Genomic DNA, 26,032 nt, shown 5'->3' with positions numbered 1-26,032 from the left:
CGCTGGGGGACGAGCAGGAGCAGTGGATTCAGGCTAACTCCGGGCGGCCCGCCACCGCCCCTCCGCCCGGCGACCGGGCCGGTCCGCGGGCCGTCGGCGACAAGGCGTGGCCAGAGCCGTAAGAGAGCCGCAAATTCCGTCCACGGGCGGGGCCTGGCCGGTGGACGAGGCCCTAGATTCGGTCCCGGCCGGGAGACGGCCGCGGACGGCGGACGCGCAGGTCGGAGGCCGTTCGGTGCCCCATGCCTCAGGTCCGCGACCGGGGGCCGGCGTCTCCCGGTCGCTCCCCCACGCCCGTCCCTCCAGAAAGCATGCGCATGCCTCCTGCCCCGTCCCGCGTTTCCCCTCTCGCGCCGCAGGCTCCGACGGACCGCATGGGCGGTGTGCCCGCCCGTGGCGGGTCGGGGGCCGGTGGCCACCGGGGACGGCGACGACGGGCGCCGGCCGGGCTGTTCGATCCACGGGTACTGCTGACGGCCCTGCCGGAGGCGTTGCGCAAGCTGCATCCGCGGGTACTGGCCAGGAATCCGGTGCTCTTCGTCGTGGCCTGCGGATCCCTGCTGACCACGCTGTCCGCGGTGCTGTACCCGTCGGTGTTCAGCTGGGTGATCAGTGGGTGGCTGTGGCTGACGGTGCTGTTCGCGCAGCTCGCCGAGGCGGTGGCGGAGGGCCGTGGCAGGGCGCAGGCGGCGTCGCTGCGCCGGGCCCGGACGGATCTCACGGCCCGGCGGCTGCGGGACAACTGGCGGGTGGGCGTCAATCTGGACCGTGCCGTGACCGAGATCGTTCCGGCGTCCGATCTCCGGCCGTTCGACTTCGTGGTGGTGGCCGCGGGTGAGCCGATTCCGGCGGACGGCGAGGTGGTCGAGGGGGTGGCGAGCGTCGACGAGTCCGCGGTGACCGGGGAGTCGGCGCCGGTGCTCCGCGAGGCGGGCGGTGATCGCTCCGGTGTGACGGGCGGGACCATGGTGCTGTCGGACCGGATCGTGGTGCGGGTGACGTCGCGGGCCGGGCATTCGTTCCTGGACCGGATGATCGCGCTGGTGGAGGGGGCCGCCCGGCAGCGGACGCCCAACGAGATCGCGCTGCACATCCTGCTGGCCGCGCTGACCATCGTCTTCCTCCTGGTGGTCGTCACGCTGCAGCCGATGGCGACGTACGCGGGCGCCGCCCAGCAGACGGCGGTGCTGGTGGCCCTGCTGGTGACCCTGATCCCGACGACCATCGGGGCGCTGCTGTCGGCGATCGGGATCGCCGGGATGGACCGCCTGGTGCAGCGCAATGTGGTGGCCATGTCGGGCCGTGCGGTGGAGGCCGCGGGGGACATCAACACCCTGCTGCTCGACAAGACCGGCACCATCACGCTCGGTCACCGGGAGGCGGTGGCGTTCGTTCCGCTGCCGGGGCTGGACGAGCTGGCGCTGGCGGATGCCGCCGCCCTCTCGTCGTTGGCGGACACCACGCCCGAGGGGCGGTCGGTGGTGGCGCTGGCCCGGGAGAAGTACGGGTTGCGGGCGCCGGCCGAGGGCGAGCTGGCCTTCATCCGGTATGTGCCGTTCAGCGCGCGGACGCGGATGAGCGGGGTGGATCTGCGCTGGGCTGACGGTGCGAGTGGGTCCGCGGCGACGCCCGAGGGCGCGCCGGGGCGGCCGTCGGAGTATCCGGGCGAGGTGGTGCTCCGCAAGGGCGCGGCCGCGCAGATCATCGACTGGGTGGCGCAGCGGGGCGGCGAAGTACCGGCCGAGGCGCGGATGTTCAGCGACACGATCGGCGCGTCCGGGGGGACACCGCTGTTGGTGGCGATGGACGACCGGCAGGGGCCCCGGGTGCTGGGCGTGGTGCACCTGAAGGACGTGGTGAAGGACGGCATCCGGGAGCGGTTCGCCGAGTTGCGCCGGATGGGCATCCGGACGGTGATGGTCACGGGCGACAATCCGCTGACGGCGCGGGCGATCGCCCAGGAGGCCGGGGTGGACGACTACTTGGCGGAGGCCGCGCCGGAGGACAAGCTCGCTCTGATCGTCCGGGAGCAGGCGGGTGGCCGGCTGGTGGCGATGACCGGCGACGGGACGAACGACGCGCCGGCGCTGGCGCAGGCGGACGTCGGCGTGGCGATGAACACCGGCACCTCCGCCGCCAAGGAGGCCGGGAACATGGTGGATCTGGACTCCAACCCGACCAAGTTGATCGAGATCGTGGAGGTGGGCAAGCAACTGCTCATCACCCGGGGCGCGTTGACCACGTTCTCGATCACCAATGACGTGGCCAAGTACTTCGCAATCATTCCGGCGATGTTCGCGGGGACGTATCCGGGGCTGGCGGCGCTGAACGTGATGGGACTGCACAGCCCGACGTCGGCGATCACCTCGGCGATCATCTTCAATGCGTTGGTGATCGTGGCGCTGATTCCGCTGGCGCTGCGCGGGGTGCGCTATCGGCCGGCGTCCGCCCACGACCTATTGCGCCGCAACCTGGCGTTCTTCGGACTGGGCGGGCTGGTGGCGCCGTTCGTCGGCATCAAGCTGATCGATCTGCTGATCTCGGGGATTCCGGGGCTGGGGTGACGGTGACGGGTCCGCGGTTCAGCCGACGTGGACCCGTGGTCGTCGGTCGCGGTCCGGTTCCGCCTCGCGCAGTACCTCACGGGTGACGGGGGCGACCTCGCCCTGCCCGAAGAGGAAGAAACGCAGGAACTGGGCGAAGGGGTTGCCCTCGGTCCATTCGAAGTAGATGTGCGGGCGTCGCCCGGTGGTGTCCCGGACGTAGAGCAGGAGGGCGGCCAGGGCGTTGGAGACGGTGGAGCCCTCCAGGCACAGCACGCGGTAGCGGTCGTGCATGACGTGGCCGTGGACGTGCAGCGCGCTCTCGAACTCGGAGGGGTCGCGGATGGTGACCTCGACGAACACCAGGTCGTCCTCGGGCGGGATGTCGTTGTCGGCGCGGATCTGCTGGGCCTTGTCTCGGTATTCGGCGAAGTCGCGCTGGTCGGGCTCGTTGGCGATGAAGCGGATGCGGCGCTGGGCGATGTCGCGGACGAAGCGTGCCGCGGTGTCGTCCAGGATGACCTCGGTGACGCGGAGTTCGAAGGCACGGGCGAGTCGCGAGGTGAAGGAGAGCAGGATGATGCCGGCGATGAAGCAGGCACCGATCTTCACGCCGTCGGGCCGTTCGATGACGTTGGTGACGGTGGTGTAGAGGAACACCACGGAGATCACGGCGAATCCGATGGTCCAGCCGCGTTGCCCGGCGCGGTGGGCGGCGATGGTCACGGCGATCGCCGCGGAGGCGATGAGGACGAGGACGCCTGTGGCGTAGGCGCCGCCCTGGGCGTCGACGTCGGCGTCGAAGATCCAGGTGACCAGGAAGGCGACGGCGATGAAGACGAGCACCATGGGACGGACCGCGCGGGCCCAGCTGGGCGCCATGCCGTAGCGCGGGAGGTACTGCGGCATCAGGTTGAGCAGGCCGGCCATGGCCGAGGCGCCGGCGAACCAGAGGATGGCGATGGTGGCGACGTCGTAGACGGTGCCGAAGGCGGAGCCGAGGTACTCGTGGGAGAGATAGGCCAGGGCACGGCCGTTGGCGGCTCCGCCGGGTTTGAAGGCGGGGGCGGGGATGAGGAGGGTGGTGACGAAGCTGGTGATGATGAGGAAGATGCTCATGATGACGGCGGCCGTGGTCAGCAGCTTCTTGGCGCCGCGGATCCGTCCGGTGGGGCGTTCCTCGGTGTCGTCGGGGTCGCCCTCGATGTGCGGCATGACCGCGACGCCGGTCTCGAAGCCGGAGAGGCCGAGGGCGAGTTTGGGGAAGACGACGAGGGCCACCGCGATCATGGCCGGAACACTGCCGTGCTGGGTGGTCAGTGCCCGGGACCAGTCGGTGACGACGTGTTCGGCGGTGACCACGTGCCAGACGCCGACGACCGCGACGACGGCGTTGAGCACGAGGTAGCCGCCCACCAGCACGACGGCCACACCGATCGCTTCGAGGAAGCCCTTGAGGAAGACCGCGCCGAGCAGGGCGATCAGGATCAGCGTGACGATCATCTGGCGGCCCTGGAGCACGCTGTGGACGTGCGGGTTCTCGACGAGGTGGGTGGCGGCGTCGGCGGCCGACAGGGTGATGGTGATGAGGAAGTCGGTGGCCGCGAAGCCGAGGAGGGTGAGGACGAACAGCTTGCCCTTCCAGAAGGACAGCAGCCGCTCCAACATGGCGATGGAGCCCTGGCCGTGCGGGCTCTCGGTGGCGACGCGGCGGTATACGGGGAGTGCGCCGGCGAGGGTGACGACGACCAGGACGAGGGTGGCGACGGGCGAGAGGAGACCGGCGGCCAGGGCCGCGATGCCGGGCTGGTAGCCGAGGGTGGAGAAGTAGTCGACACCGGTCAGGCACATCACGCGCCACCAGCGCTGTCCGTGGTGGGCGGAGGGCGGTTCGGCGTGCTGGTGCTTGCCCATGTCCGCCAGGCCCTGCAGCATCCAGGCGCGCAGGCGTTGCCGCGGCGTGGCTTTGGAGGCGCTACCGGCAGGGACGGAGGCGGCCATCGTGTGCTCCTGTCGTAAACCGAAAGGATCCGGCCATCGTGAGGCGGCTGGTTCAGCGTACGCACTTCCGGGGTCCTCGCCGTGGTGTTCGAGGGCGCGGGCGGATCGTGTCTCGGGGAGAGGGAACGCGCGGCGGGGCCGGCACCGCGTCGGCGGGCCCGTAGGGGGCATGGGCGCGCGCCCAAACACCACCCGGCCGGTTACCACCACATCGATGGAATGAGCCGGCACTTCGCCCCGGTGCGCCGCGCCGTCGTCGAGGATCGCTTGACGAGGAGGGGTCCGGGCCGACTCGGATGCGGGAGGCGGAATGGCACGGTCATGGCTGCGGCGAGGGGCGGCAGCGGTCGCGGTGTGCGGTGCGGTGCTGACGCCGGTTCCACCGGCGACGGCGGCGGGCGGTCCGGTGGTGCCGGACACCCGCATCGTGGGCGGGCGGAACGCGGACGTGCGGGACGTGCCGTGGCAGGTGTCGTTGCGCAGCCGCGGCGGACACATCTGCGGTGGTTCGATCATCCGCGCCGATGCGGTGGTGACCGCGGCGCACTGCACCGTGGGGGCGCCGCCGGACTCATTGAGCGTCCAGGCGGGCAGCAGCGTGCGCGGGTCGGGCGGGCAGATCGTGCCGGTGGCGCGGGTGTTGCGGCACCCGAAGTTCAACGCGGCCACGATCGACTACGACGTGGCGGTGCTGGAGCTGGCGTCCCCGCTGGATTTCGGGGCCGGGGTGCGCGCGGTTCCGCTGCTGCCGGAGGGCAGGGAGCCGATCACCGGCACACCGGCGACGGTCACCGGCTGGGGTGCGACGCGGGACGGCGGCGCACTGCCGGAGCGGCTGCGGCGGGTCGATGTGCCCAAGCTCAGCGACACGTACTGCAAGAGGGCGTACGGGACATCCTCGATCACCCCGCGGATGACGTGCTACGGCTACGAGCGCGGGCGCAAGGACGCGTGCCAGGGCGACAGCGGGGGCCCGCTGGTGGTGGACGGGTATCTGGCGGGGATCGCGTCATGGGGGACGGGGTGCGCCTCGCCCGGGCATCCCGGCGTCTACACCAAGGTCAGCGATCCGTCGATCCACGCGTACATCACCCGGCCGTAGGGCGGGCCCGGGCGCCTATGCTGACGCGGTGTTCGCACCCGAGGGTCCTACGTTCCGTGAGCTCGCCGTGCAGGCGTTGTCGTCCGTCGAGCGGGGCTATGACCTGCTGGCCCCGAAGTTCGACCGCACACCGTTCCGGACGCCGGCGGCGGTGCTGGATCCGGTCGTGCGGGAGCTGCGGGAGCTCGGCCCGTTCGCCGGCGGCCTGGATCTGTGCTGCGGCACGGGCGCGGGGGTGGGCGTGCTCCGGCAGGTGTGCCGGGAGCGGGTGACCGGGGTCGACATCAGCGCCGGGATGCTCGCGGTGGGGCGCGACCGCGAGCGGGCGCCCGGCGGGGGCGGCCCCCGGGTGGAGTGGGTGCGGGCGGACGCGCGGGCGCTGCCGTTCGGGCCGGTCTTCGACGTCGTGGTGAGTTTCGGGGCGTTCGGGCACTTCCTGCCGCGGGAGCGGCCGGTGTTGTTCGAGCAGGTGCGGTCGGTGTTGCGGCCCGGTGGGCGGTTCGTGTTCCCGGTGCTGGCGCCCGCGCGGCCGGGGTCGCCGCTGTACTGGGCGCTGTTGGGTTTCGATGCGGCGATGCGGGTCCGCAACGCGCTGTGGCGGCCGCGGTTCGTGATGTATTACCGGGGTTTCCGGCTGACCGAGGTGAGCGCGGAGCTGGCGCGGGCCGGGTTCGCGGTGGAGTTGCGGCCGGTACCGGAGTGGGGGCGGCGGGCGGACGGCAGTCCGCGCGGCCGACTGGTGGTGGCGACCCGGTCGGGTCCGGCGGCCGGCTGAGCGACCGGGCAGGGCGGCACGGCACCGCCGGGGTGGTCCGTGCGGGGAGCACCCCGGGATGAACAGAACGTGTACATGCCCAATTGTGACTGTCGTGCGGGCAGCCGTTGCCCAACTCCTGGGCCGGATAAAGTGGTTGACATGCCTCAGCACGACCCGGCACCGCCGCCGGAGTTCGCCACGCAGGAGCCACGCCACCCGGTCACGATTGCGTCGTTGAGTCCTTCGTGAGTTCATATCCGGACCCTTCGACCACGGGCGCGGCCGCCTGCGACCTGTGCCATCACCGACGCCCCACCCTCCACCCGCCCGCCCTGGCGGTGCGCCCCCCGATCGGCCCGCAGCGGCAGGTACGGCTCTGTGCACCGTGCAGCGAGGACCGCCCCGGTCGCCGACGCCGCGAGCTGATCGAGGAGGACTTCAGCTGGCAGATGATGTCCCGTCAGGCCCACGACCTCGCCGACGCCTACACCACCGGCCGGTGGCTGCCCTACGACGACGAGCACCGCTGGGCGCTGGGCCTGGCCCGGACGTACTGGACCCGGGCCGCCCTGGAGGCCGCGCTGCGCGACCCCAACCCCTACCTCCGGGCGGGTCGGCTGGTCCGCGTGGTGGAGCCGCTCCCCCGCATCCTCTCCGTGGTCGGCCCCGGCGACCGTGCGCTGCGGCCGGTGCAGGCCCTGCTCGACACCCTCGCGATCCGGTCCGCGCGGTCCTGACGTTCCGTCACCCACCCGCCGAGGCCCGGCGCCGAACATCGGCGCCGGGCCTCCGCCATGCGGCGGAGCGACGGTCCGTGGCGGTGCGCCGGGCGGCGGCCCCGGGCCCTACTTGCGACGATGGGCCCGCCTCAGTCACCGGCCGTCCCCCACCGTACGGAGCCGCCATGTCCGCCAGCACCGCCCTGCTCGTCGACGCCTTCGGCCGGATCCGCGAGGTCGTCGAGGAGGTGGTCGACGGCCTCGGCCCCGAGGAGCTCGCCACCCGCCCCGACGGGCGCGGCAACTCCATCGCCTGGCTGGTCTGGCATCTCACCCGGGTGCAGGACGACCATGTCGCGGGGGTGGCCGGCACCGAGCAGATCTGGAGCACGGACGAGTGGTACGAGGCGTACGGGCTGCCGTTCGCCGAGGAGGACACCGGCTACGGGCACTCCCGCAAGGACGTGGCGAAGGTGCGGGGGCTGCGCGCCGAGCTGCTGACGGGCTATCACACGGCGGTGCACGAGAACACGGTGCGCCACCTCGGCACGCTCGGCGTGAAGGACCTCGACCGGGTCGTCGACCGGAACTGGTCGCCGCCGGTCACCTTGGGCGTCCGCCTGGTCAGCGTGATCGCGGACGATCTCCAGCACGCCGGCCAGGCGGCCTATGTGCGGGGCCTGCTGGGCAGGTGAGCCGGCGGGCGCCCGGGGTGGCGCGGCCCGGCTCACCGCCGGAGCGGCAGGCGGTGCAGCACCACGCCGGTGAGCCGGCCGTCGGCGACCTCCGCGGTCATGTACGTACAGAAGGGCTGCCGCCGGCGATCCGTCGGGGAACCGGGGTTCAGCAGGCGCAGGCCCGTCTCCGCCGTGGTGTCCCAGGGGATGTGACTGTGGCCGAAGACCAGCACGTCGAGGTCGGGGAAGCGATCGGCGCAGCGGTGTTCCCGGCCCTGCGCGGGGCCGGTCTCGTGCACCACGCCCAGCCGCAGTCCGTCCAGGTCCGTGTCGACCACCTCCGGCAGCCGGGCGCGGAGTTCCGAACCGTCGTTGTTGCCGTATACCGCGATCAGGCGGCGGGCGCGGGCCTGCAGCAGGTCCAGGGTGGCGGCGTCGGTCCAGTCCCCCGCGTGCACGACGACGTCGGCGCGCGCCATCGCGTCCAGCAGCCGCGGCGGCAGGGCCCTGGCGCGCTGGGGGACGTGCGTGTCGGAGGTGAGCAGGAGTCGCAGCGACACGGGTCAGCGCTCCTGGGCGGTGGGCCGGACCGTGATCTCGTTGACGGCGACGCGGGCCGGCTGGGTGACCATGAAGGCGATGGCGCGGGCGATGTCCTCGGCATGCAGCCAGGTGTCCTCGGGCAGGCCGTGGGCCGATGCGGCCTGTCCGCCGACGGTCATCTCCGTGGTGGTCATGCCGGGTTCGACCAGTCCGACGCGCACGCCACGACCGGTCACCTCCTGGCGCAGGGCCTCGCTGAAGGAGCACACCGCGTGCTTGGTGGCGGAGTAGACGCTGTTGTCCTTGCGGGGCACCCGGCCGGCGACCGAGCTGACGTTCACCAGGTCGGCGACGCCGCGCGGCCCGGAGTCCGCCGCGCGCAGCAGGTGCGGCAGCGCGGCGTGCGACATCCGCAGGACGGCCTTGAGGTTGAGGTCGACCATCCGGTCCCAGTCCTCGGGGTCGCTGTCCTCGACCGCGGCGCGGGCGCCGTAACCGGCGCTGTTCACCAGCACGTCCAGGCGGCCGAAGTGCTGCACGGTCCGCCGGACCACCTGGTGCGGCTGCTCCCCGTCGCCGAGGTCGGCAGCCAGGACGAGGGCCGGGCCGCTGTCCTGCGCGCCGATCGTCTCCGTCAACGCGTGCAGACGGTCGGCGCGGCGGGCGACCAGCGCGAGGGAGCAGCCCTCCCGGGCCAATGCCAGTGCGGTGGCGGCGCCGATGCCGCTGGAGGCACCGGTCACCAGCGCGACGCCGCCCGCGAGCGGGGTGCGGTCGGGCGCGGTGGGCGCCGGGTGCGGGGGGCGGTCCGAGGTCGCCGGGGTGTGGCTGCTGCCGGTGGCCATGATGGTGTCGTGCTCCTCGTCGTCGCTGGCGTCCCCCCGTGGTCGTCCCGGGACGTTTACCCCTTCCGGTAACAGAAGCACCATCAATCCCCGGTGTCACTCCCCTCCACCGACCTGCGCGGCCGGCGGGCCAACGGGCCCCACCACAGCGGTGCGGACGCCCCAACACCGGGTATCACCCGGGGGAATCCGCTTCTCAACGCTCCCAGGAGCCGCTCATGAAGCACACCCAACCCCTGCCCGGTGACATCGGGCTCACCCAGATATCCGGGGTCACCGGCCGGTTGATCCGCTTCGGCCAGTGGATCAACGGTGACGGCTTCGCCGACTACGAACACACCTTCCTGGTCCTGCCCGGCGAGCGGCTGTTGGAGGCCGAGCCGGGCGGCGCGCGCATCCGGTCGCTCAGCGAGTACGACGGCTCCGATGTGCTCTACGTCTGCCCGAAGCAGCTCACCGAGCAGCAGCGCGAAAAGATCTGCGTGGCGGCCGACCGCTATGTGGGCGTGCCCTACAGCTTCCTCGACTACCTGGCGATCGCCACCCACCGGCTCCATGTGCCCGTTCCGGGGCTGCGCCGCTATGTGGCCAGCACCCGGCACATGATCTGCTCCCAGCTCGTCGATCAGAGCTACCAGGACGCGGACGTCCATCTGTTCTCGGACGGCCGCTGGCCCGGCTATGTGACACCGATGGCGCTGTACACCCTGCTGGCCCACTGACCGGGCGCGGCGGGGGCGATCCGGCGGGGCGCGGGCGTGCCGGCCGTGTGTGCGGCACGCCCGCGTGGTGCTCAGGTGCCCGGCTTGTGGCCGTAGACGTACACGTCGTCGCCGTTGTGCAGCAGCGACCAGTACTTCTTCGCGTCATTGGGGCGCATGTTGACGCAGCCGTGCGAGCCGGGGGCGGACCACACGCTGCCGCTGATGGCGTGGAACGCCTCGCCGCCGTCGAAGAACTGGCTGTAGGGCATGGGCGTGTGGTAGATCGTCGACACGTGGTGCAGGTGCCGCCAGTAGATCCGCTTGAGGCCGGTGCGGGTCTCGCCGCCCTTGCGGCCGGTGCGGACCGGCACCGGCCCGTACACCAGGCGCTTGCCGTCCTGGATCCAGCTGAGCTGCCGGGTCAGGTCGACGCAGGCGATCCGCCCTTTGTTGGTGGGGCACTTGTGGGCGCTGTTGGGGTTGTGGCCGGCCGTCCGCTGCCTGGCGACCAGTTGCATCACGTTCCACGTGACGGGGCCGGCGTACCCGTAGTTGGGGGTGATGCCGTGACTGGTCTGGAAGGCACGGATGGCGCGGCAGTCGGACGGCGACTGGCGGCCGTCGACCTTGAGCCCGAGGAACCGCTCGGCCTGCCGCTGGTAGGGGCCACGGAGCCCGTGGCAGCCCGCCGAGGCGGCCTGGGCGGGGGAACTCAGGGCGACCGTCAGCGGTAGGGCGAGGGAGGTGAGGGCGAGCGCTGCGCCCGCTCGCCGGCCGAGGGCGCCGGCGACGGGTCTGCGGAGTCGGAAGGGTATGCGTCGCTTCATGTCCGTTAGGACTCCTCGCCCCGCGGAGCGGTTGCGGACGGGGGCCGGCGGCAGCGCCTTATGCGCCAAAATCGGAGAAGTGCGGCGCCGACGGTTTGCGATCACGGTGCGCTTTTTCCTCCGCCGCCGCGCGAGGAGTTGACGTCCGGTGCCAATGCTTCCGCCCGTTCCCGCCGCCCCGGCCGTGCCGCACCCGATGACCGGGCAACCGCGGGCGGTACTGCTGAAACCGCTGGTCACCTCGCCGCTGACCGAGGATGAGGACTTCTCCCGCTACGGCGATCCGGACGGTCCCTCGTCCTTCGAGACCCGCAACGTGCTGTACCCCTACGGGCCGGAGAGGTTGGCGACCGGGAAGTTCCGCGCCCCGGGCGAAGGGGTGCGATCCATCATGAGCGGTACCGACCACCGGGTTGACGCCCCCTCGGCATTCCCGTTCCCGATCACGGGCGGACCCTGGAGCGACCACGGAGATCTCCGTGGTGACCTGCCCGGACGCGGTGACACGGTGGTCGGCCACGACGTCCGCTCCGGCTGCCGGCCGACGATGCTGTCGGGCGTCCGGCTCGGACATGGCGCGATCGTCGCGGCGGCGACCCGGCGCCGCCGCGACGAGGAGTCGGCGGCGGCGCCCATCACCAGCAATATCAGGGCGGTTGGGGACCTTCTCGCGCGCTGGACGGGTGGTTGACGCGGTCGAAGCGCGCCGCCTAGAGTCCGCATGCACTACCAACATACGGATTCAAGGTTCCGCAATGTGAATAACGTGCCCCGATGGGGGACGCGTCATCCCGCCGGCTTGCGAGGGCTGAGATGCACAAGGCCGAGGCGCTGGGCCCCATCACCGCGTCCACGGACCGCTTCCTGCAGACCGTCCAGGCACTCGCCGACGCGGACATCGCCGGCGCCACGCTGGTGCCGCCGTGGACCCGCGGCCATGTCATCACCCATGTCGCGCGCGCCACCGACAGCCTCTGCCGGCTGCTGGCCTGGGCCCGCACCGGTGTGGAAACCCCGCAGTACGCCGGCATGGACGCCCGGGCCGCCGAGATCGAGGCCGGCGCCCGCCGCCCCGTCCGGGAGTTGGCGGCCGATGTCGTGGCCGCCGCCGAGCGGTTCGACCATGCCGTGCGCACCCTGCCGGACGCCGCCTGGTACCACGAGGTGCGGATGCGCACCGGCGAACTGCGCACCCCCGGCACCCTGGTGCCCACCCGACTGCGCGAACTGGAGGTCCACCACGCCGACTTGGTCGCCGGCTACACCTTCGCCGACATACCGCTCCAGGCCGGCCGTTGGATCATCGAGGACCTCCTCGAAGCCCAGCGCCGACGTGCCGACGTCCCGCCGCTGCGCATCGAGGCGACGGACACCGGACTGGCCCAGGAACTGGGCACCGGCGGACCGACCATCACGGGCACCCAGGCCGACCTCCTCGGCTGGCTCACCGGCCGCACCAACGGCACGGGCCTGACCACCACCGGCCCCGGCCCGGTCCCGCGGGCGCCGTACTGGATCTGACGCCGCCGGACCCACGCCCACGCCGCACGCCTCCGTCCTCGGCCCGACCCTCGTACCGGCGGTCCAGCACCGCCCGGGTCGCTCTCCGCCCGCACCCGCGGATTGCTACCGTGGACGCGCGCATCCGCGCCAGCAGGTCGTGTGGAGGATCCGATGAGCAGCTCCGGTCGGTCGTGGACCGTCGACGGCATCGCCCACGCCCTGCCGCATTCCGAGCTGCGAGCGACGTTCATGCGGGAGATCACCTTCACCGATGTCCAAGACGTACCGGCCGTCCTGAACCGTTGGGTCACGTTCATCGAGACCTTCGAGGCCGACCGCGAACGGGTCGAGGATCTGCGGACCGCCGTCCGCGGGTCCGGGCACCTCCCCTCCTCCTACCGCGCCGGTCTGATCGATCTGAGCGCCGAGGAACTGCGCTCCGCCGCCGGCGACGACTCCCGCGGACGGGGCGCCGCGTGACCTATCGGCTCCACCTCGACCCGGCCCTCCACGCCACGTACAAGTCCCTGCCCGAGGAGGCACGTCAGGACCTGTCGGTGCTCCTGCTGGACGCGTTGATCGACCCGCCGTCCCACTCCGAGCCCTACGGGACCGACGACGGGGTCATGCGCACCATCGCCCGCAGCCACGTCGCCGGCGTCATCCTCATCGGTGACACCGAGATCACCCTCGTCCAACTCACCTACGCGGGCTGACCCGGCCGCCGTTCGAAGCCCGCGCCCCGCGTGGGGGCTCTCGGTGGCGTAGGGCATCTCGACGAATTCGCCCAGCACCGGCGGCTCCACCGCCCGAGCGGCGAGCGTGGCGCGGTCCAGTCGCTCCGGCTGCGGGATCGGAGCATCCGTCAGTTGCGCGAGCCGCTAGGGCGCTTCTGATGGATCTCCGCGGCGTCGCGGCGCCTGCCACGCACGCTCGCGGCGTTGCCGAAATGCCCCCATAGCTCCGCTATGAAGACATCCCGGCGCCTTGCGATCGCACGCACCAGGCGCCGCTCCTTCTTCCACGGAGATCCATCAGAAGCGCCCTAGGTCAGTTCGCGCACCGGCAGATTGACGGCGGGCGCGGGCGCGCGCCTCGCCCTTGGCCGACACCGGCGCCATCGGCAGGTGACCCACCGGTCGTACGCCGGGATCGCGCAGTCGATCAGGGCATCGGCGCCCTCCACCAGTTCGGTGCGGCGGCCGACGTCGGCGCCGAGCGCCGCGACCCGCTCCACCGACGGGTGCACGACTCCGCTCCCGCGCCGCGTCCGCCTCACCCCGACCTCCTACCGTCGCCGGTACCGTCACCCCCAGGGCGCCGGGACGGAACGCACCCCGGTCACCGTTCCGTTGAGCTCGTGACGCGCTCCTGCCCCGGCCGCCCACCCGGTCGATCAGCGGAACGGGCCGTCCTCGGCGAAGGCATGCGCGGCGAAGCGCTTGCCCATCCGGCGGTATGCGGCGGCGTTGGGGTGCAGGCCGTCGGCGAGGTCGTCCACGTCGTCCGGGCCGAGCAGTTCGCGTCCGTCGAGATAGTGCAGGTGGGGATCGTGTGCTCGCCGGGCCGCGACGATTCGGGCCAGTTCGTCGCGGACCACCTTCAGCGTCAACGCCCCGGAGGCCACATCGGCCGGGTCGCCCAGGGCCGTGATCTTCCCGTCCGGGCCCGTCGCGGTCGGACCGGGGGTGGCCTCAAGTGCCGGACAGCTCACCGGGGACACCAACAGCAGCGGGGTGTCCGGGTGCCCGTCCCGGATCGTGTCCAGGAACCCGTGCACCGCCGGGCCGAACGTCCGCAGCCGGAAGGTGGTCAGGCCCACGATGTTGATGCCCACCTTGAGGCTGATCAGCTCGGCGGGCAGATCGCGGATCGTCCGGGCGACATAGGGGTCGAGCATGTCGTTGCCCGCCTGGCTGAGGTTGATCGCCTCCACTCCGCCGAGCGAGGCCGCCACCACCGGCCAGGTGCCGGTCGGGCCGTCGGCTTCGAGGCAGTGGCTGATGGAACTGCCGTGGTGCACCCAGCGGCGCCGACCGTCCGGCGGCGGCGCCAGCACCTCGCCGTCGGCACGGAGTGCCACCAGCTCGGTGGGGGTCTGCTGCGGCAGCCACAGCTCGACGTTCTTCATGCCGGCCAGCAGCCCGGTGAACCGTACGGTCCCCGGCTCTCCCGGGACCAGTCGCTGCGCGGCCCCGGGGCCCGCCATGCGCACCACATTGCCTATGGGTGCTTGTCGGCGCCCGGCATGGACACCGTCCACCAGCAGTTCCAGCATCCCGGTCGGGCGGGGTTCGGGGTCGCTGTCGAGCTGCCCGGTGGAGGTGAGCACCTCGAACTCCAACTCACGCGCATCAGTGCGGAACACCAGCCGCACCCCTGAAGGCATCAGCGTCACCCCGTAGACCGACGGGTCCTGGTACTGCTCCTTGGTCCACGCGGGCAACCGGCGAGGCATCACCCCCGTCTGCGTCCTCTCCAGGTCCAGCGCACCCCGTAACTCCACCGGCCCGCCCACCAGCGGAAATTCCCGCATCGCCACCGTCACCGCTCCCCAACGCTCTCAGGTCCGGATGCGTGTACGCACCCACGAGTTCTCCCATCGCCACCCTGACACACGAGCACGCCTCGCCGGGCAAACTTCCCGCACCGTCCACGAACCCGCGGAAGGGGCACCGTTCGGGCCGAGACCCGCCCGACCGGTCGTAGGGATGCGACACGAGAACCGGGCGTACTGCCGCACAGGAATCGCGTTGTGGAGCAACGCGGCACGGCCATAGGGTCACCGACATGTCCCTACGTCTCCGTATGCGTCAAGCCCTGCCCGAAGCGATGCGCGCCCGCGACAAGGCCGCGGTGAGTGCGCTGCGCTCGACACTTGCCGCACTGGACAACGCCGAGGCGGTACCCGTGGACGAAGCCGCGCTCCGCGGCGCTGCCCTGGAGCATGCGCCGGTCGGTGTCGGCGCCACCGAAGCAGCGCGGCGCGAGCTGAGCGAGCACGGCGTGGTGGCCGTCGTACGGGCCGAGGCCGCCGAACGACTGGAGGTGGCGGCGCAGTTGACGGCGCCCGCGCATGCCGAGCGTGCCGCGCAGCTCCGCGCGGAGGCCGCCGTGCTGCTCGGCTTCCTCGACGGTCCGGCCACCGTCTAACTGACCGTCCGATACGAACGCACTTCCTCGCCTTTCTCAGCCTGGCCGTTGCCCTGACCTGCTACAAGAAGCTCGCGAAACCTGCCACGTGAGACGCCCCCTAAGGCGAGTCCCCGCAATTCCGCGGGTTATGACGCTGCCGAAACAAATCGACACTCCGCGGATACGGTGGGCGCGGGGCGGGAACTCTGCCTTCACTTTTGGGCGTTAAGATCTCTGCCAGTACAAAGCCCGGACAGTTGTCCGCTCGGCTGGCCATATCTTGCCGCCCACCTCGGTAAGAACTCGGTGAGAACTCGGCAAGAATTCTGCGAGAACTCGGTGAGAAAGCGAAGAATGATGTTCCGTAACGCGCTAGAACCGTGGCACCTGGTGCTCGTAATCATCGTCGGCGTCGTCGTATTCGGCTCCAAGAGACTTCCCGATGCAGCGCGCGCACTCGGCAAGTCCGCGCGCATCCTGAAGAGCGAAATGAAGGCGATGAAGGAAGAAGAGGAGCAGCCCACGGCAACCGCCCAGGCGGGCCAGGGCCAGCCCCCCGCTCAGCACACCCTCCAGAACCTCCCCGGCGACGCGAAGTAGACATGGTCGAGCCAGGCCACGGACTCCTCGCCGGGGAAGTCCAGCACCCGCTCGCCTTCCACGAGATTCGCGAATCCGGTCGTTCCGGGAGCCGGCGATTCACCGACGACTCCGAATCGATTTGTATTCGAGTTCCTGGTCGGGCGTCGTCACGCTACGGCTCCGGCCGCGCCCCGACCCGTTCTGACAACGTCACAGTTGGACGGGCAGGTGGCGAGGACCGCGCAGCATGGCGTTCTGCCGGTACGGAGGCGGATCCTGGACCAGGCGGGCCGCGCCCAGGCGGGGAAGCAGTGCACCGAGTGCGGTGTCGGCCTCGATCCGGGCGAGCGGTCCGCCGAAGCACAGGTGGATGCCGCTGCCGAAGCTCAGATGCTCGACGTCCCGGCGGGTGGGGTCGAAGCGATCGGGCTCGTGGAACTGCTTGGGGTCACGATTGCCCGAGGCCAGGGCCAGCACGACGGATGTGCCCGCCGGGATCGTGGTACCGGCCACCTCGATGTCGGCCAGGGGCGTCCGCTCCCGCATGTGTACCGGGGGTTCGTACCGCAGCAGCTCCTCCACGGCCTGCGGCAGCAGATGGGGTTCGCGGCGCAACAGGTCCAGTTGCTCGGGGTGGCGCAGCAGGGTGAGCACCCCGTTGGTGATCAGGTTGACCGTGGTCTCGTGTCCCGCGATGAGCAGTAGCGTAGCGGTTGCCGTGAGCTCCTCGGGGGTGAGCCGCAGGGATCGATCCGGCTCGTTGACGAAGGCGGAGAGCATGTCGTCGGTCGGCTCGCCGCGCCGCTGCTCGGCGAGGTCCAGCAGGTACTGGCTCATTTCGTTCCCGGCCCGCCTGCCCGCCTCGTCCTGTGCGATGGTGTCCTCGTCCGGCCGCACGTCGGCGGCGGCGACCAGGGCGTCGGCCCACACCCGGAACCGCGGTTCGTCCTCGCGCGGGACGCCGAGCAGTCGGCAGATCACAGTGACGGGCAGCGGGTAGGCGAAGTCGTCCACGATGTCGATCTGCCGATCGGTCGGGAGCGCCTCCAGCAGTTCCGTCGTGATCCGGGCGATCTCACCACGCATGGCGTTGACCCGGCCCGGAGTGTGCGGGGGGCCGAACGGCCGCATGGCCAGCGTGCGCAGCCGGTGGTGCTCGGGGTCGTCGAGCCGGAGGAACGACGGGTCCCTGATCTTTTCCGGCGGCGGCGGAGTGGTACGCACACGCTCGTCGGCGCTCATCCGGGGGTCGTGGAGCAGGGCGCCGATGTGGTGGTAGGTGCCGACCAGATAGCTGCCGTCCGCCTGGCGCACGACGGGGCCGGCTTCGCGGAGTTCTGCGTACAGCGGGTAGGGATTGGGGCGGTTCGCGTAGTCGGTGATGCGTGACAGCAAGGTCTCGGAGTCCATGGTGGCTCCTCGTGGTGGGACGGGAAGTGGCTCAGCCGGCCGGCTGCACCACCATCAGCCGGCGATCGGGCAGATATCCGGTGAGCGCCACGACGGGCTCGTGAGACAGCCCCTTGGGATCCGGCACGTCGGACGGAATCGGGATGTCGGCCGCGATGGCACGGTCCGCCGCGCCGGGCGGGGGCGGGAACTCGGCCGCCGTCTCGATCAAGTGGCGGTAGTAGTCGAGGGCCTTGCCCATGTCGACGGTGACAGCCGCGGTGACCCGTCCTCGGTAGCCGTACACCATCGCCAGTCGGCTCGCCTCCAGCGAACCCTGCGCGATGACCACGTGGTCGGAGTAGGTGGGCACGCCCACCGACTTGATGTTGAGCCCGAACTGGGTCGACCAGAACGTCGGGATGGTGAGGTGGGGGCGTTGCAGGGGCCCCGGATTGAGCATGTTGTGGGCCGCCACCTCGGCCTGCGCGACCGCGTTGCCCCAGTGTTCCAGGGACAGCATCTGGTATCCGAACAGTGGATGGGGGAAGCGGGAGACGTCGCCGGCCACGAAGACGTCGTTGATGACGATCCCGTACATGTTGAATGCCTGGCAGCCGGCGTCACAGGCGACCCCGCGCCGCCCCGCCGCCAACCCGGACTCGGCCAACCACTCGACGTTGCGCACCGCTCCCAGTGCGACCACGCACACGTCCGCCTCGACTCGGGTGCCGTCGGAGAGGTCGGCGCCGGTGAACCGGCCGTTCCCGTCTCCGTGCAGAGCGGTGACCGTCACCCCACAGCGCAGGTCCACGCCGTGCCCGCGGTGCATCAGGGTCGCGAGCCTGGACAACGTTCCGCCGAGCGCGCCCACCAGAGGGGCGGGGCCACGTTCGGCGACCGTGACGTCCAGTCCCCGCTCCCGACAGGCAGAGGCGATCTCGGAGCCGGTGAAGCCCGCGCCGATGACCAGCACCCGCCTCGGCCCGGCGGCCAGCGCCTCGGCCAGCCCGGTGGCGTCGTCGATGGTGCGCAGGGTGAACACCCCCTGCAACGCGCCCTCCTCCGGGTTGGGCCAGGGACGTGCCCGGGTCCCGGTGGCGATCAGCAAGCGGTCGTACGACAGCGACTCGCCGTCGGCGAGCATCACCCGCTTCTCCAGCAGGTCCAGGCCGGTGGCGGCCACTCCGAGCCGCCATTCGGCATCCGGATCGCGGCGCATCGGCAGCGCCGTTGCCTCCGCCGGCACATCGCCGATCAGCACCTGCTTGGACAGCGGAGGCCGGTCATAGGGCGGACGGGGCTCGTCCCCCACCACGGTGAGGGAACCGGCGAACCCCTCCTCCCGCAGCGTCTCCGCCGCCCTCAACCCGGCCAGCGAAGCGCCTACGATGACGATGCGGGCGTCCCGCAGGTCACTCGGCACCGGCGCTCACCTCCTTGCCCATGAGGATGGCTTGGACGGGGCACGCAGCCACGGCCTGGCGCACCCGCTCAAGCTGATCGTCGGGCACGGCCGGGACGTAGAGCAGCCCCTCCTCCCCATGCAGCTGGAACACATCGGGCGCGAGAAACACACACTGCGCATAGCCCTGACAGCGCGTGAGATCCACAACTATTTGCATCCCCACCGCTCCCTCCGCTGCTCATCCCCTCCGTTCCATGATGGTCCGCAAATCCAACGCCCGCTACGCAAGTACCGCAGGGCTCCTGACGTGCGGCGCACCGCCACCGATCGCCTGCCGATCCACTACCGGTCCACCCGGAGTGCGCTCGCGGTGACGGGTACCGACGACTGCGGCAGGCGACCGTCAGGTACGCGCAGAGTGACGGGGCGCACACGGAGCGACGCGCCCCACTGCCGGAACAGGGCGCGTAGCAGGAGCCGGACTTGCGAGCGGTGCCGGGGGGCGGGAGATCCGAGTGACGGCGGAGTCGGGGGCACGGGCGCGCCCGGAACGGCGGGACGGCGTCCGTCGACGTCGCCGACTCGGGGCCCTGTTGAACCAGTTCTGCTTCAACTCACCGGCAGCGCAGGCGATATGCGCAGGGGCAATGCACTGCTCGCGCACGGCAGGGACTATGCGTCGGTCGCCGATCCGTCACTTTCGCCCTGCCGCTCTGTCGCCCTGTTGCTCGTCGCCTCCGCGCCACTCGCGGACCTCGTCCTGGTGAGGCATACGCACGTGGACCAGATCGCCGGGGCCCACGTTCGGCCGGTGGAGTGGCGGACGGCGGTACAGCAACTGGACCGGCTCCTGCGCGGAGGGCTGGTCACCGCGGTGGCACAAGGGCGGTTTCACGCGCTGCGGGCCATGCCAGTCAACGCACACAGGTCTCCGCACCCCTGGACCGGAGGCCCGCCCACGCCGGGTGTTGGCCACGTTTACCAAGCCCGGACAAATCCGGCGCGTCGGAGATTTCATTCGGCATATTTCGTATTAGCCTTCCGCAACTGTACGAACTCTGTACATCGCGGAGCAATCCGCTCAAACTTCCGGAGAAAGAAATGTACAAGCTTCACAAGGCTGCCGTCCTGGCAGCCGCTCTCGGCAGCATCGTCGCCTTCGGCGCCGGCACCGCTCACGCGGGCGGCCGCGGCGGCAACGACTTCAAGTTCAGTCAGCACAGCGAATGCCGCACCCACGACCTGAACGTCGACGTGCTCGGCGAGGTCGGGATCCTGAACGGCGTGCTGGGCAACGCGCTCAACGGCGAGGGCTCGCCGGGCGCACAGGCAACCTCGATGGGCTCCCGCATCGGCTGCGACAACTCCATCGGCGGCAACTTCGGCGATGACGAGGGCGGCGGCCACGGCGGCGGCCACGGCGGCGGCGAGGGCGGCGGCCACGGCGGCGGCGAAGGCGGCGGCCACGGCGGCGGCGAAGGCGGCGGCCACGGCGGCGGCGAAGGCGGCGGCCACGGCGGCGACAAGTAAGCCCACCAGCTGAGTGGACGGGCCCTTGCGACCGACCCCATCGGGCCTGGCGCCGGGGCCCTGTCCGCTTCCGCACCCCGCCGGCCCCGCACAGCGTGGCCGGCGCACGGGTGCCCGTGCCCACAACGCGGCCCCGCACCGGCCGCGCGCAGGCTCCGCGTCTCGCGATGGTTCAGGCGGGGCAGGCGGGGCCCACGCTGCAACGGCCCAGATGGCGCATCACGGCATGACGACACGCCAAGCGCGACCCGATCATGACGACATGACGGTGCACCAGGATGCCGAGCGATCGACGGCGGACCCCGACGGCGGCGCCCCGGGCCCCGCCTCGGCCCCTCCGGCCGGGTCCGCTTCCTGGACGCCGACTTCGCTCCTCCTGGGTACCGGCCCGCACTCCGGCAGCGCGAAATGCGGCCCGGTGGCCACCCGCCCCACCTGTCGGCTCCGCGGACCGTGCTCGATATGTCCGCCGCCGCGCCTGAGTTTTCTCGTCTGACTGTCTGTCGGTGCTGCGCGCAGCGGAGCGCGCACCGCCGCCGACGTCCCCGGAGTCCGCGGCAGCGCCCCTCGCCGTCCGCGCATCACACCGACACGATCGCCACAAGGTGGTTCTCCATGCGTACGCACTCCAGACGTTCCCTGCTCGGCGCAGGTATGGCTGCCGCCGGCAGCGGGCTGCTGACCTCCACCGGGGCCGCCGCCCTGGACGCCATGAACGGCAAGCACCACTCCCACCGCAAGCCGCCCCCTCCTGGCTCGCACGACGGCCATGGCTCGGACGGGTCCCACTCCGCGCCGTCCAACTACGTCTCCCCCGACGGTCCGGAGGTCATGGCAGCGGAGCGCAAACGGGGGACGGGGCCGGTGCGCCGCTTCGCGATGACCGCGGACCAGGTCGAGTTCGACTTCGGCGGCGCGGTCGTCAACACGTGGGCGTACGGAAACCGGCTGCCGGGCAAGGAGATCCGGGTCACCGCGGGCGACAGGGTCGCCGTGACCCTCCACAACCGTCTTCCGGAGTCCACCACCGTCCACTGGCACGGGGTGCAGATCCGCAACGACATGGACGGCTCGCCGTCCATCACCCAACGCTCCGTGAAGGCAGGGGCCTCCTACGACTACACCTTCGCGGTCGACACACCCGGTACGTACTGGCTCCATCCGCACGTCGGCGTGCAGCTGGACCGCGGGCTGTACGCACCGTTGATCGTCGACGACCCGCGCGAGCCCCTCTCGTACGACCACGAGTGGGTCGTCATGATCGACGACTGGCTCGACGGGGTCGACGGGATGACTCCGGACGCGATGCTGGCCGAGCTGAACAAGAACAAGCCCGGTGGGGCCGGCGGTCACGACGACATGCAGAGCTCCGGCAACCGGGCGGCGGCCGCCGCCGTGGCCCGGATGCGCAGACGCGCCAGACACCGCATGACCGACGACCCCTCGGACAGCGTGGAGCACCCCTTCCACCTGATGAACGGCCAGGTGGCCAGGGACCGCGAGACGTTCCGCGCCAAACCCGGCGACCGCATCCGGATCCGCCTCATCAACGCGGCCGCGGGCACCGCCTACCGGGTCGCACTGGGCGGTCACAACATGACCGTGACCCACATCGACGGCTACCCGGTGAAGCACAAGTCGACCGACAGCCTGCTGATCGCCATGGGCGAGCGCTTCGACGTGCTGGTGACCGCGAAGGACGGTGTCTTCCCGCTCACCGCGCTCTCCGCAGGCAGCAACAACCAGACCGCGCAGGCCCTCCTGCGGACCGGTGACGGCGAGGCGCCCGACGAGAAGATCCGCCCGACGGAGCTGAGGAGCGGCGGGCTGAGCGCGGACAAGTTCAAGGCAGCGTCATCGGTACGGCTCTCGGACCGCGATCCCGACCGCACCATCAAGATGGACCTCACCGGGAACATGGAGGACTGGGACTGGGGGATCAACGGGAAGGCGTACTCGGCCTCGGCGCGGTATCCGGTGCGTCAAGGAGAGCGGGTGCGGATCAGCTTCCACAACACGACCACGATGTGGCACCCGATGCACCTGCACGGACACACCTTCGCGCTGCCCGACGGAGGCCCCCGCAAGGACACCACGATCGTCCTGCCGGACCAAGAGGTCTCCGTCGATTTCGACGCCGACAACCCCGGCCTGTGGATGGTGCACTGCCACAACGTCTACCACTCGGAGTCGGGGATGATGACGGTCATGGGCTACAAGCTGCACGACTGACGGCGGCGGGTCCACGGGTACGCAGCGGGCGCACGGCAACGTCGCCCCCACACTGACCGCGCGCATACGGAAGAGGGTTGTGACCGTCGAGTCACCATCCTCTTCCGGCCGGCCGGTCGGCGCGCTCGTCGGGGGATCACAGGAGTGGGACGACACGGATCAGGAACGGGACGGTCTGGCCGCGCCCCTGTTCACACCGGCGCCGGTGATTCCCCACCTGCTGCTGCCGGTGCGGGCGAAGCCACCTGCGGGCGGGTGGACGCTGCGACGGGTGACTGCGGGGGTTGACCGACCTCGGCGATCCGCACGACGGCCAGGTCGGGCGCCCCGTTTCCCGGGCGGCCGGTGTGGTCATTCGCCGGCCGCTTCGAGGCTCCGGTAGCTCTGGAACCAGTGGACGTCGAAGTAACGAGCCGTCGAGAAGGGGTGGTCCGGGACGGTGAGCATGCGGTGGATGAACTCGGCGGTCGAGCCGTCGAACCGCTGCCATGAGTCGGGGATCTCCTCCGACATGACGATCGGCCACTTGTCCGGGTCGGGGCCCTCGGTGAGCCAGTAGAAGCGATCGGCCTGCTCCGAGCCGGCCCATTCGAGCAGCCCGCCGGGAGCCGGGAAAAGGGCGTACGGCTCCCAGAGCCTGTTGCCGTGCGCTCGGGCCCACTCGGCCAGCCACTGGGACTGCCGGACGATGTCGGAGCTCTTGAACGGGGCGTCGGGTACGGAGAGTTGGAGGAAGCCGTCGAAGGCGCCGAGTCCGAAGAGCTCGGCCAGCCGCTTGTAATCGCCGGGCAGTGCGGTCCCCAGCCGGGCTTCGACCGCCGTCCAGTCGACCGTACGGGTCCGCTGCGGGTCCCACCCCGTGACCGCGACGATCCGGTCCACCCAGGAGGCGTCCTCCGGCAGCCCGTCGGCGGCCGGATCGGGCCGCTCGGCGACGACCACGACAGGCCGGATGCCCTCGCCCGTGCGCATCGCACCGCAGCCGATCCACCGGCCGGCGTACGCCCAGGCCCTCATCTCCACCAGCCGCTCCCCGAAGGGGACGAGCAGCGGCAGTCCGGTCCGCTCGGTGACCGCCGGATCCATGTACCCGCCCCTGGCCAGGCCGTACGGCTGCCCGTACCGGCCGCTGAGCTGCTCGGTCAGCGCGGAGAGATTCACCTCGTCCGCGGTCGCCAGGCAGATGTGCCCTGCCGGGTGCCCCGGCTCCCGGCACTCCAAGGCTCCGCTGCCGGGCCGGAGCAAGCCGTGCACGGCTGCGAGCAGTTCCTCTTCGTTCATGGCAGACAGTGAAACGTACGCCACTGACAACCAGCTCGGCCGGTGGCGCTCCCGAGGGGACGGGCCGCGCCTTCAACCGTGTTCCGGTGACGGGTGGGCACCGCCGGCTACTTGCCCGCGTGACTGCCGAGGTAGAACAGCAGCGCCATGAAGGCCAGCAGGAGGTGGCTGCCGGCGATGTAGATGAACACCCGCCAGGATGCGCCCCGTTCCTTGCGCTGTTCCGACATCCCGCCGCCGAACGACGGTGTCGGTGGTGACTGGCGATCCGGTGTCTCAGGCATGGCTGTTCTCCTGGGGGTTTGCTGGTGTCCGGTGTCCGTCATCGCGCCTTACGGGAGTTCCGTGGCCGGCCGGACGTCGGATGCGGGTATCCGGAAGGTGGCCAGGAGCCTCTTGCCCTGGCCGGTCCAGTGGGGTTCCACGCCGAGGGTGCCGTCGTACCAGGCGGTCAGCTCGCCGACCGTGCCCAGCCCTGTCCCCGGCGGCGCTGCCTCGATCGCCGGGAGCCGGGGGTCGTGGTCGGCCACCGCGACGACCAGTTGCCCGGTGCTCCGCTCAACCGTGACGTCCGCGGTGGGCGACCGGTCGGCGGTGTGCCGGAGGACGTTGGTCACCAGCTCGCTCACCACCAGCAGCGCCGCGTCCGACAGCGCCGAGCCGGTGGCGATGCCGCACCGGGCCAGACGGAGGGCCGTCTCCTCGCGGGCGCGGCGCACCGCCCCGGGGCCCGCGCTCACCGTGAACGCATGCCGCTGCGCCGGCAGCCGCGCGCCCTGGCCGGCGGTGGCCGGGGTGCGCTGCCTGCGCCACGGCGGAAACCAGTCTGCGTGGATCACGGCGCATCCGCCCCCGCGCCGTGCACTGGCCCGTAGCGACCGGGCCGGGTCGCCGCCTGCCCGGTCACGCCGGCTCTCCGCCTTCGGCCTCCGCGGCGGCATCGGGGAGTGCCAGGCCGAGGCCGCGGGCGGTCCGCAGCGCGTCGTCCAGTTCGTCCTCGGCCACGGCCACCGTGTACGCGTCCCCCTCCTGCTGCGCCTGCGCGACAGCGGCCCGCGCCCGGCGCACCCGCTCCCGCACTGCTTCGGCGAAGCCGCCCACCTGAGACCTCCACGCATGAGTGGTTGACCATAATGGCAACTAGCAAATTACAAAACTCTGCAAGTCTATGGGGGCCGGCCGCCGCTCGGGAGGGCGATGGCGCCCGATCGCGCGAACCGCTACCCTCCCGGGGCGCGACAGGATGCGCCCGCCACGCATGCCCGCACCAGGCGGCCAGGCGACGCACCCCTACGGCTCCGGCCGTGGCGGACGCCGGTTAGCCTGGCGGAATGATCGAGAATCTCCCACCTTGCCCCAAGTGCTCCTGTGAGTACACCTATGAACTGAATGCCCTGGTGGTGTGCCCCGAGTGCGGCCACGAATGGGTCCCGACGGAGAGCGATGCCGAGGGTGGAGGCGCCGCCGGCGAGCGGGTCGTCAAGGACTCCGTCGGCAATGTGCTGCAGGACGGCGACGCCGTGGTCGTCGTCAAGGCGCTCAAGGTCAAGGGAAGCCCCTCGGGGATCAAGGCCGGCACCAAGGTGCGCAACATCCGACTGGTCGACGGGGTGGACGGCCACGACATCGACTGCAAGATCGACGGCTTCGGAGCCATGCAGCTGAAGTCCAGCGTGGTCAAGAAGGCCTGACCACCGCCCCTCCCCCGGGGCGTCCGCGCATCCATCCGATGAGGAATTGCAAAATTTCGCAATTCGCTAGATGCTGTAGCCGCTGTGTCCGTACGTAACCGCGGACACGGTCTTGCGCGGACGCCCCGAGCGGGGCGTCACAGGAAGCCCGAGGGGTCATGTCTGTTCCGCTGTACCAGGCCAAGGCCGAGTTCTTCCGCATGCTCGGGCACCCGGTGCGGATACGGGTGCTGGAACTGCTGCAGGACGGCCCCCAGCCCGTACGGGACCTGCTCGCGGAGATCGAAGTGGAGCCCTCGGGCCTGTCCCAGCAGTTGGCGGTCCTGCGCCGCTCGGGGATCGTCACCGCAACGCGGGAAGGCTCCACGGTCGTCTATGAGTTGGCCGGCGGAGACGTCGCGGACCTGATGAAGGCGGCGCGGCGCATCCTGACCGAGATGCTGGCCGGGCGGAACGAACTGCTCGCCGAGTTGCGGGAAACCGGGGGCGCTGCGCGATGACGTCGGGGATCGGCCGCGCCTGGCCCCCGACCGCCTCGCCACCGCCGGCCCGCACCGACCCCG

29 protein-coding genes are annotated in these 26,032 nt (G+C 71.1%); 16 read left to right on the top strand and 13 right to left on the bottom strand.

The annotated features are described in order from the left end of the window. Positions 1–374: 374 nt before the first annotated feature. Complete coding sequence (gene kdpB, locus SNOUR_RS36860) at positions 375–2,564, top strand: potassium-transporting ATPase subunit KdpB (protein ID WP_312634978.1); 2,190 nt, start codon at positions 375–377, stop codon at positions 2,562–2,564. Between the two features lie 18 nt (positions 2,565–2,582). Here the strand turns inward: kdpB and SNOUR_RS36855 are convergent, their stop codons facing one another. Beyond that, positions 2,583–4,544 (bottom strand): APC family permease, encoded by a 1,962-nt coding sequence (locus SNOUR_RS36855; RefSeq protein WP_067355855.1) that lies wholly within the window; start codon positions 4,542–4,544, stop codon positions 2,583–2,585. A 310-nt stretch (positions 4,545–4,854) separates the two neighbouring features. On the opposite strand from SNOUR_RS36855, the gene SNOUR_RS36850 reads away from it, so the two are divergent. From SNOUR_RS36850 to SNOUR_RS36835, 4 genes are all read left to right on the top strand, one after another. Further along, a complete protein-coding gene (locus tag SNOUR_RS36850; protein WP_067355853.1) occupies positions 4,855–5,646 on the top strand; it encodes a serine protease in 792 nt (263 codons plus the stop codon). Between the two features lie 28 nt (positions 5,647–5,674). After that, entirely contained in the window at positions 5,675–6,421 is a 747-nt protein-coding gene (locus SNOUR_RS36845; RefSeq protein WP_067355850.1) for a class I SAM-dependent methyltransferase, read from the top strand. A gap of 227 nt (positions 6,422–6,648) precedes the next feature. Then, a complete protein-coding gene (locus SNOUR_RS36840) occupies positions 6,649–7,140 on the top strand; it encodes a hypothetical protein (RefSeq protein WP_312634975.1) in 492 nt (163 codons plus the stop codon). Positions 7,141–7,307: 167 nt separating this feature from the next. Further along, complete coding sequence (locus SNOUR_RS36835; RefSeq protein WP_067355847.1) at positions 7,308–7,817, top strand: mycothiol transferase; 510 nt, start codon at positions 7,308–7,310, stop codon at positions 7,815–7,817. A 32-nt stretch (positions 7,818–7,849) separates the two neighbouring features. Here the strand turns inward: SNOUR_RS36835 and SNOUR_RS36830 are convergent, their stop codons facing one another. Continuing rightward, the gene (locus SNOUR_RS36830; RefSeq protein ID WP_067359095.1) at positions 7,850–8,353 is read right to left on the bottom strand and encodes a metallophosphoesterase family protein; all 504 of its coding nucleotides are present in this window, start codon (positions 8,351–8,353) and stop codon (positions 7,850–7,852) included. A gap of 9 nt (positions 8,354–8,362) precedes the next feature. Continuing rightward, on the bottom strand, positions 8,363–9,187 hold the full coding sequence (locus SNOUR_RS36825; RefSeq protein WP_079143116.1) for an SDR family oxidoreductase: 825 nt from the start codon (positions 9,185–9,187) through the stop codon (positions 8,363–8,365). A gap of 218 nt (positions 9,188–9,405) precedes the next feature. On the opposite strand from SNOUR_RS36825, the gene SNOUR_RS36820 reads away from it, so the two are divergent. Then, positions 9,406–9,909, top strand: a complete 504-nt coding sequence (locus SNOUR_RS36820; RefSeq protein WP_067355844.1) for a C40 family peptidase — start codon at positions 9,406–9,408, stop codon at positions 9,907–9,909. Positions 9,910–9,980: 71 nt separating this feature from the next. On the opposite strand, the gene SNOUR_RS36815 is transcribed toward SNOUR_RS36820, so the two are convergent. Then, positions 9,981–10,718 (bottom strand): L,D-transpeptidase family protein, encoded by a 738-nt coding sequence (locus tag SNOUR_RS36815; RefSeq protein ID WP_067355841.1) that lies wholly within the window; start codon positions 10,716–10,718, stop codon positions 9,981–9,983. Positions 10,719–10,872: 154 nt separating this feature from the next. On the opposite strand from SNOUR_RS36815, the gene SNOUR_RS36810 reads away from it, so the two are divergent. From SNOUR_RS36810 to SNOUR_RS36795, 4 genes are all read left to right on the top strand, one after another. Next, the gene (locus SNOUR_RS36810) at positions 10,873–11,409 is read left to right on the top strand and encodes an LbetaH domain-containing protein (RefSeq protein ID WP_067355839.1); all 537 of its coding nucleotides are present in this window, start codon (positions 10,873–10,875) and stop codon (positions 11,407–11,409) included. Between the two features lie 83 nt (positions 11,410–11,492). Continuing rightward, positions 11,493–12,239 (top strand): maleylpyruvate isomerase family mycothiol-dependent enzyme, encoded by a 747-nt coding sequence (locus SNOUR_RS36805; RefSeq protein ID WP_312634969.1) that lies wholly within the window; start codon positions 11,493–11,495, stop codon positions 12,237–12,239. A 153-nt stretch (positions 12,240–12,392) separates the two neighbouring features. Then, a complete protein-coding gene (locus SNOUR_RS36800) occupies positions 12,393–12,701 on the top strand; it encodes a hypothetical protein (RefSeq protein WP_067355834.1) in 309 nt (102 codons plus the stop codon). Next, positions 12,698–12,937, top strand: a complete 240-nt coding sequence (locus SNOUR_RS36795) for a hypothetical protein (protein ID WP_067355831.1) — start codon at positions 12,698–12,700, stop codon at positions 12,935–12,937. The genes SNOUR_RS36800 and SNOUR_RS36795 overlap by 4 nt, the downstream gene beginning before the upstream one ends. A gap of 329 nt (positions 12,938–13,266) precedes the next feature. Here SNOUR_RS36795 and SNOUR_RS36790 read toward each other — a convergent pair whose 3' ends face one another. Next, a complete protein-coding gene (locus tag SNOUR_RS36790) occupies positions 13,267–13,470 on the bottom strand; it encodes a hypothetical protein (RefSeq protein ID WP_067355830.1) in 204 nt (67 codons plus the stop codon). Positions 13,471–13,617: 147 nt separating this feature from the next. After that, the gene (locus SNOUR_RS36785; RefSeq protein ID WP_067359093.1) at positions 13,618–14,757 is read right to left on the bottom strand and encodes a GDSL-type esterase/lipase family protein; all 1,140 of its coding nucleotides are present in this window, start codon (positions 14,755–14,757) and stop codon (positions 13,618–13,620) included. A 296-nt stretch (positions 14,758–15,053) separates the two neighbouring features. Between SNOUR_RS36785 and SNOUR_RS36780 the strand changes: the two genes are divergently transcribed. Further along, positions 15,054–15,374 (top strand): hypothetical protein, encoded by a 321-nt coding sequence (locus SNOUR_RS36780; RefSeq protein WP_067355827.1) that lies wholly within the window; start codon positions 15,054–15,056, stop codon positions 15,372–15,374. 336 nt (positions 15,375–15,710) lie between these two features. Beyond that, complete coding sequence (gene tatA / locus SNOUR_RS36775; protein ID WP_376738563.1) at positions 15,711–15,956, top strand: Sec-independent protein translocase subunit TatA; 246 nt, start codon at positions 15,711–15,713, stop codon at positions 15,954–15,956. Between the two features lie 192 nt (positions 15,957–16,148). On the opposite strand, the gene SNOUR_RS36770 is transcribed toward tatA, so the two are convergent. Genes SNOUR_RS36770 through SNOUR_RS36760 form a run of 3 tightly spaced genes read right to left on the bottom strand, consistent with a single transcriptional unit; the run spans position 16,149 to position 18,952 of the window. Next, positions 16,149–17,348, bottom strand: a complete 1,200-nt coding sequence (locus SNOUR_RS36770; protein WP_067355823.1) for a cytochrome P450 — start codon at positions 17,346–17,348, stop codon at positions 16,149–16,151. Between the two features lie 31 nt (positions 17,349–17,379). After that, positions 17,380–18,753 carry an NAD(P)/FAD-dependent oxidoreductase gene (locus tag SNOUR_RS36765; protein ID WP_067355821.1) on the bottom strand — a complete coding sequence of 458 codons (1,374 nt, stop codon included), beginning with the start codon at positions 18,751–18,753 and terminating at the stop codon, positions 17,380–17,382. Beyond that, positions 18,743–18,952: a ferredoxin gene (locus tag SNOUR_RS36760; protein ID WP_067359091.1), complete on the bottom strand. Its 210-nt coding sequence runs from the start codon at positions 18,950–18,952 to the stop codon at positions 18,743–18,745. The genes SNOUR_RS36765 and SNOUR_RS36760 overlap by 11 nt, the downstream gene beginning before the upstream one ends. Positions 18,953–19,836: 884 nt before the next feature. Here SNOUR_RS36760 and SNOUR_RS47020 point away from each other — a divergent pair. Continuing rightward, the gene (locus SNOUR_RS47020; protein ID WP_067355818.1) at positions 19,837–20,265 is read left to right on the top strand and encodes a hypothetical protein; all 429 of its coding nucleotides are present in this window, start codon (positions 19,837–19,839) and stop codon (positions 20,263–20,265) included. A 615-nt stretch (positions 20,266–20,880) separates the two neighbouring features. Beyond that, positions 20,881–22,497 (top strand): multicopper oxidase family protein, encoded by a 1,617-nt coding sequence (locus SNOUR_RS36750; RefSeq protein ID WP_067355817.1) that lies wholly within the window; start codon positions 20,881–20,883, stop codon positions 22,495–22,497. A gap of 351 nt (positions 22,498–22,848) precedes the next feature. Here SNOUR_RS36750 and SNOUR_RS36745 read toward each other — a convergent pair whose 3' ends face one another. The 4 genes from SNOUR_RS36745 to SNOUR_RS36735 all read right to left on the bottom strand — a co-directional run bounded on the left by SNOUR_RS36745 (position 22,849) and on the right by SNOUR_RS36735 (position 24,879). Continuing rightward, complete coding sequence (locus SNOUR_RS36745) at positions 22,849–23,778, bottom strand: hypothetical protein (protein ID WP_067355814.1); 930 nt, start codon at positions 23,776–23,778, stop codon at positions 22,849–22,851. Between the two features lie 107 nt (positions 23,779–23,885). After that, the gene (locus SNOUR_RS46630) at positions 23,886–24,062 is read right to left on the bottom strand and encodes a DUF6126 family protein (RefSeq protein ID WP_159425995.1); all 177 of its coding nucleotides are present in this window, start codon (positions 24,060–24,062) and stop codon (positions 23,886–23,888) included. A gap of 48 nt (positions 24,063–24,110) precedes the next feature. After that, positions 24,111–24,617, bottom strand: a complete 507-nt coding sequence (locus tag SNOUR_RS36740; protein WP_312634959.1) for an ATP-binding protein — start codon at positions 24,615–24,617, stop codon at positions 24,111–24,113. 64 nt (positions 24,618–24,681) lie between these two features. Beyond that, on the bottom strand, positions 24,682–24,879 hold the full coding sequence (locus SNOUR_RS36735; RefSeq protein WP_067355811.1) for a hypothetical protein: 198 nt from the start codon (positions 24,877–24,879) through the stop codon (positions 24,682–24,684). 230 nt (positions 24,880–25,109) lie between these two features. On the opposite strand from SNOUR_RS36735, the gene SNOUR_RS36730 reads away from it, so the two are divergent. Both SNOUR_RS36730 and SNOUR_RS36725 read left to right on the top strand, forming a co-directional pair. Then, on the top strand, positions 25,110–25,469 hold the full coding sequence (locus tag SNOUR_RS36730) for a zinc ribbon domain-containing protein YjdM (RefSeq protein WP_067355809.1): 360 nt from the start codon (positions 25,110–25,112) through the stop codon (positions 25,467–25,469). 158 nt (positions 25,470–25,627) lie between these two features. After that, positions 25,628–25,969, top strand: a complete 342-nt coding sequence (locus tag SNOUR_RS36725) for an ArsR/SmtB family transcription factor (protein WP_067355807.1) — start codon at positions 25,628–25,630, stop codon at positions 25,967–25,969. Positions 25,970–26,032 lie beyond the last annotated feature (63 nt).

Origin of the sequence: Streptomyces noursei ATCC 11455, from assembly GCF_001704275.1 — a bacterium.
In the GTDB taxonomy this organism is placed as follows: Bacteria; Actinomycetota; Actinomycetes; order Streptomycetales; family Streptomycetaceae; genus Streptomyces; species Streptomyces noursei.
This window is presented reverse-complemented; position numbering and strand designations above follow the sequence as displayed.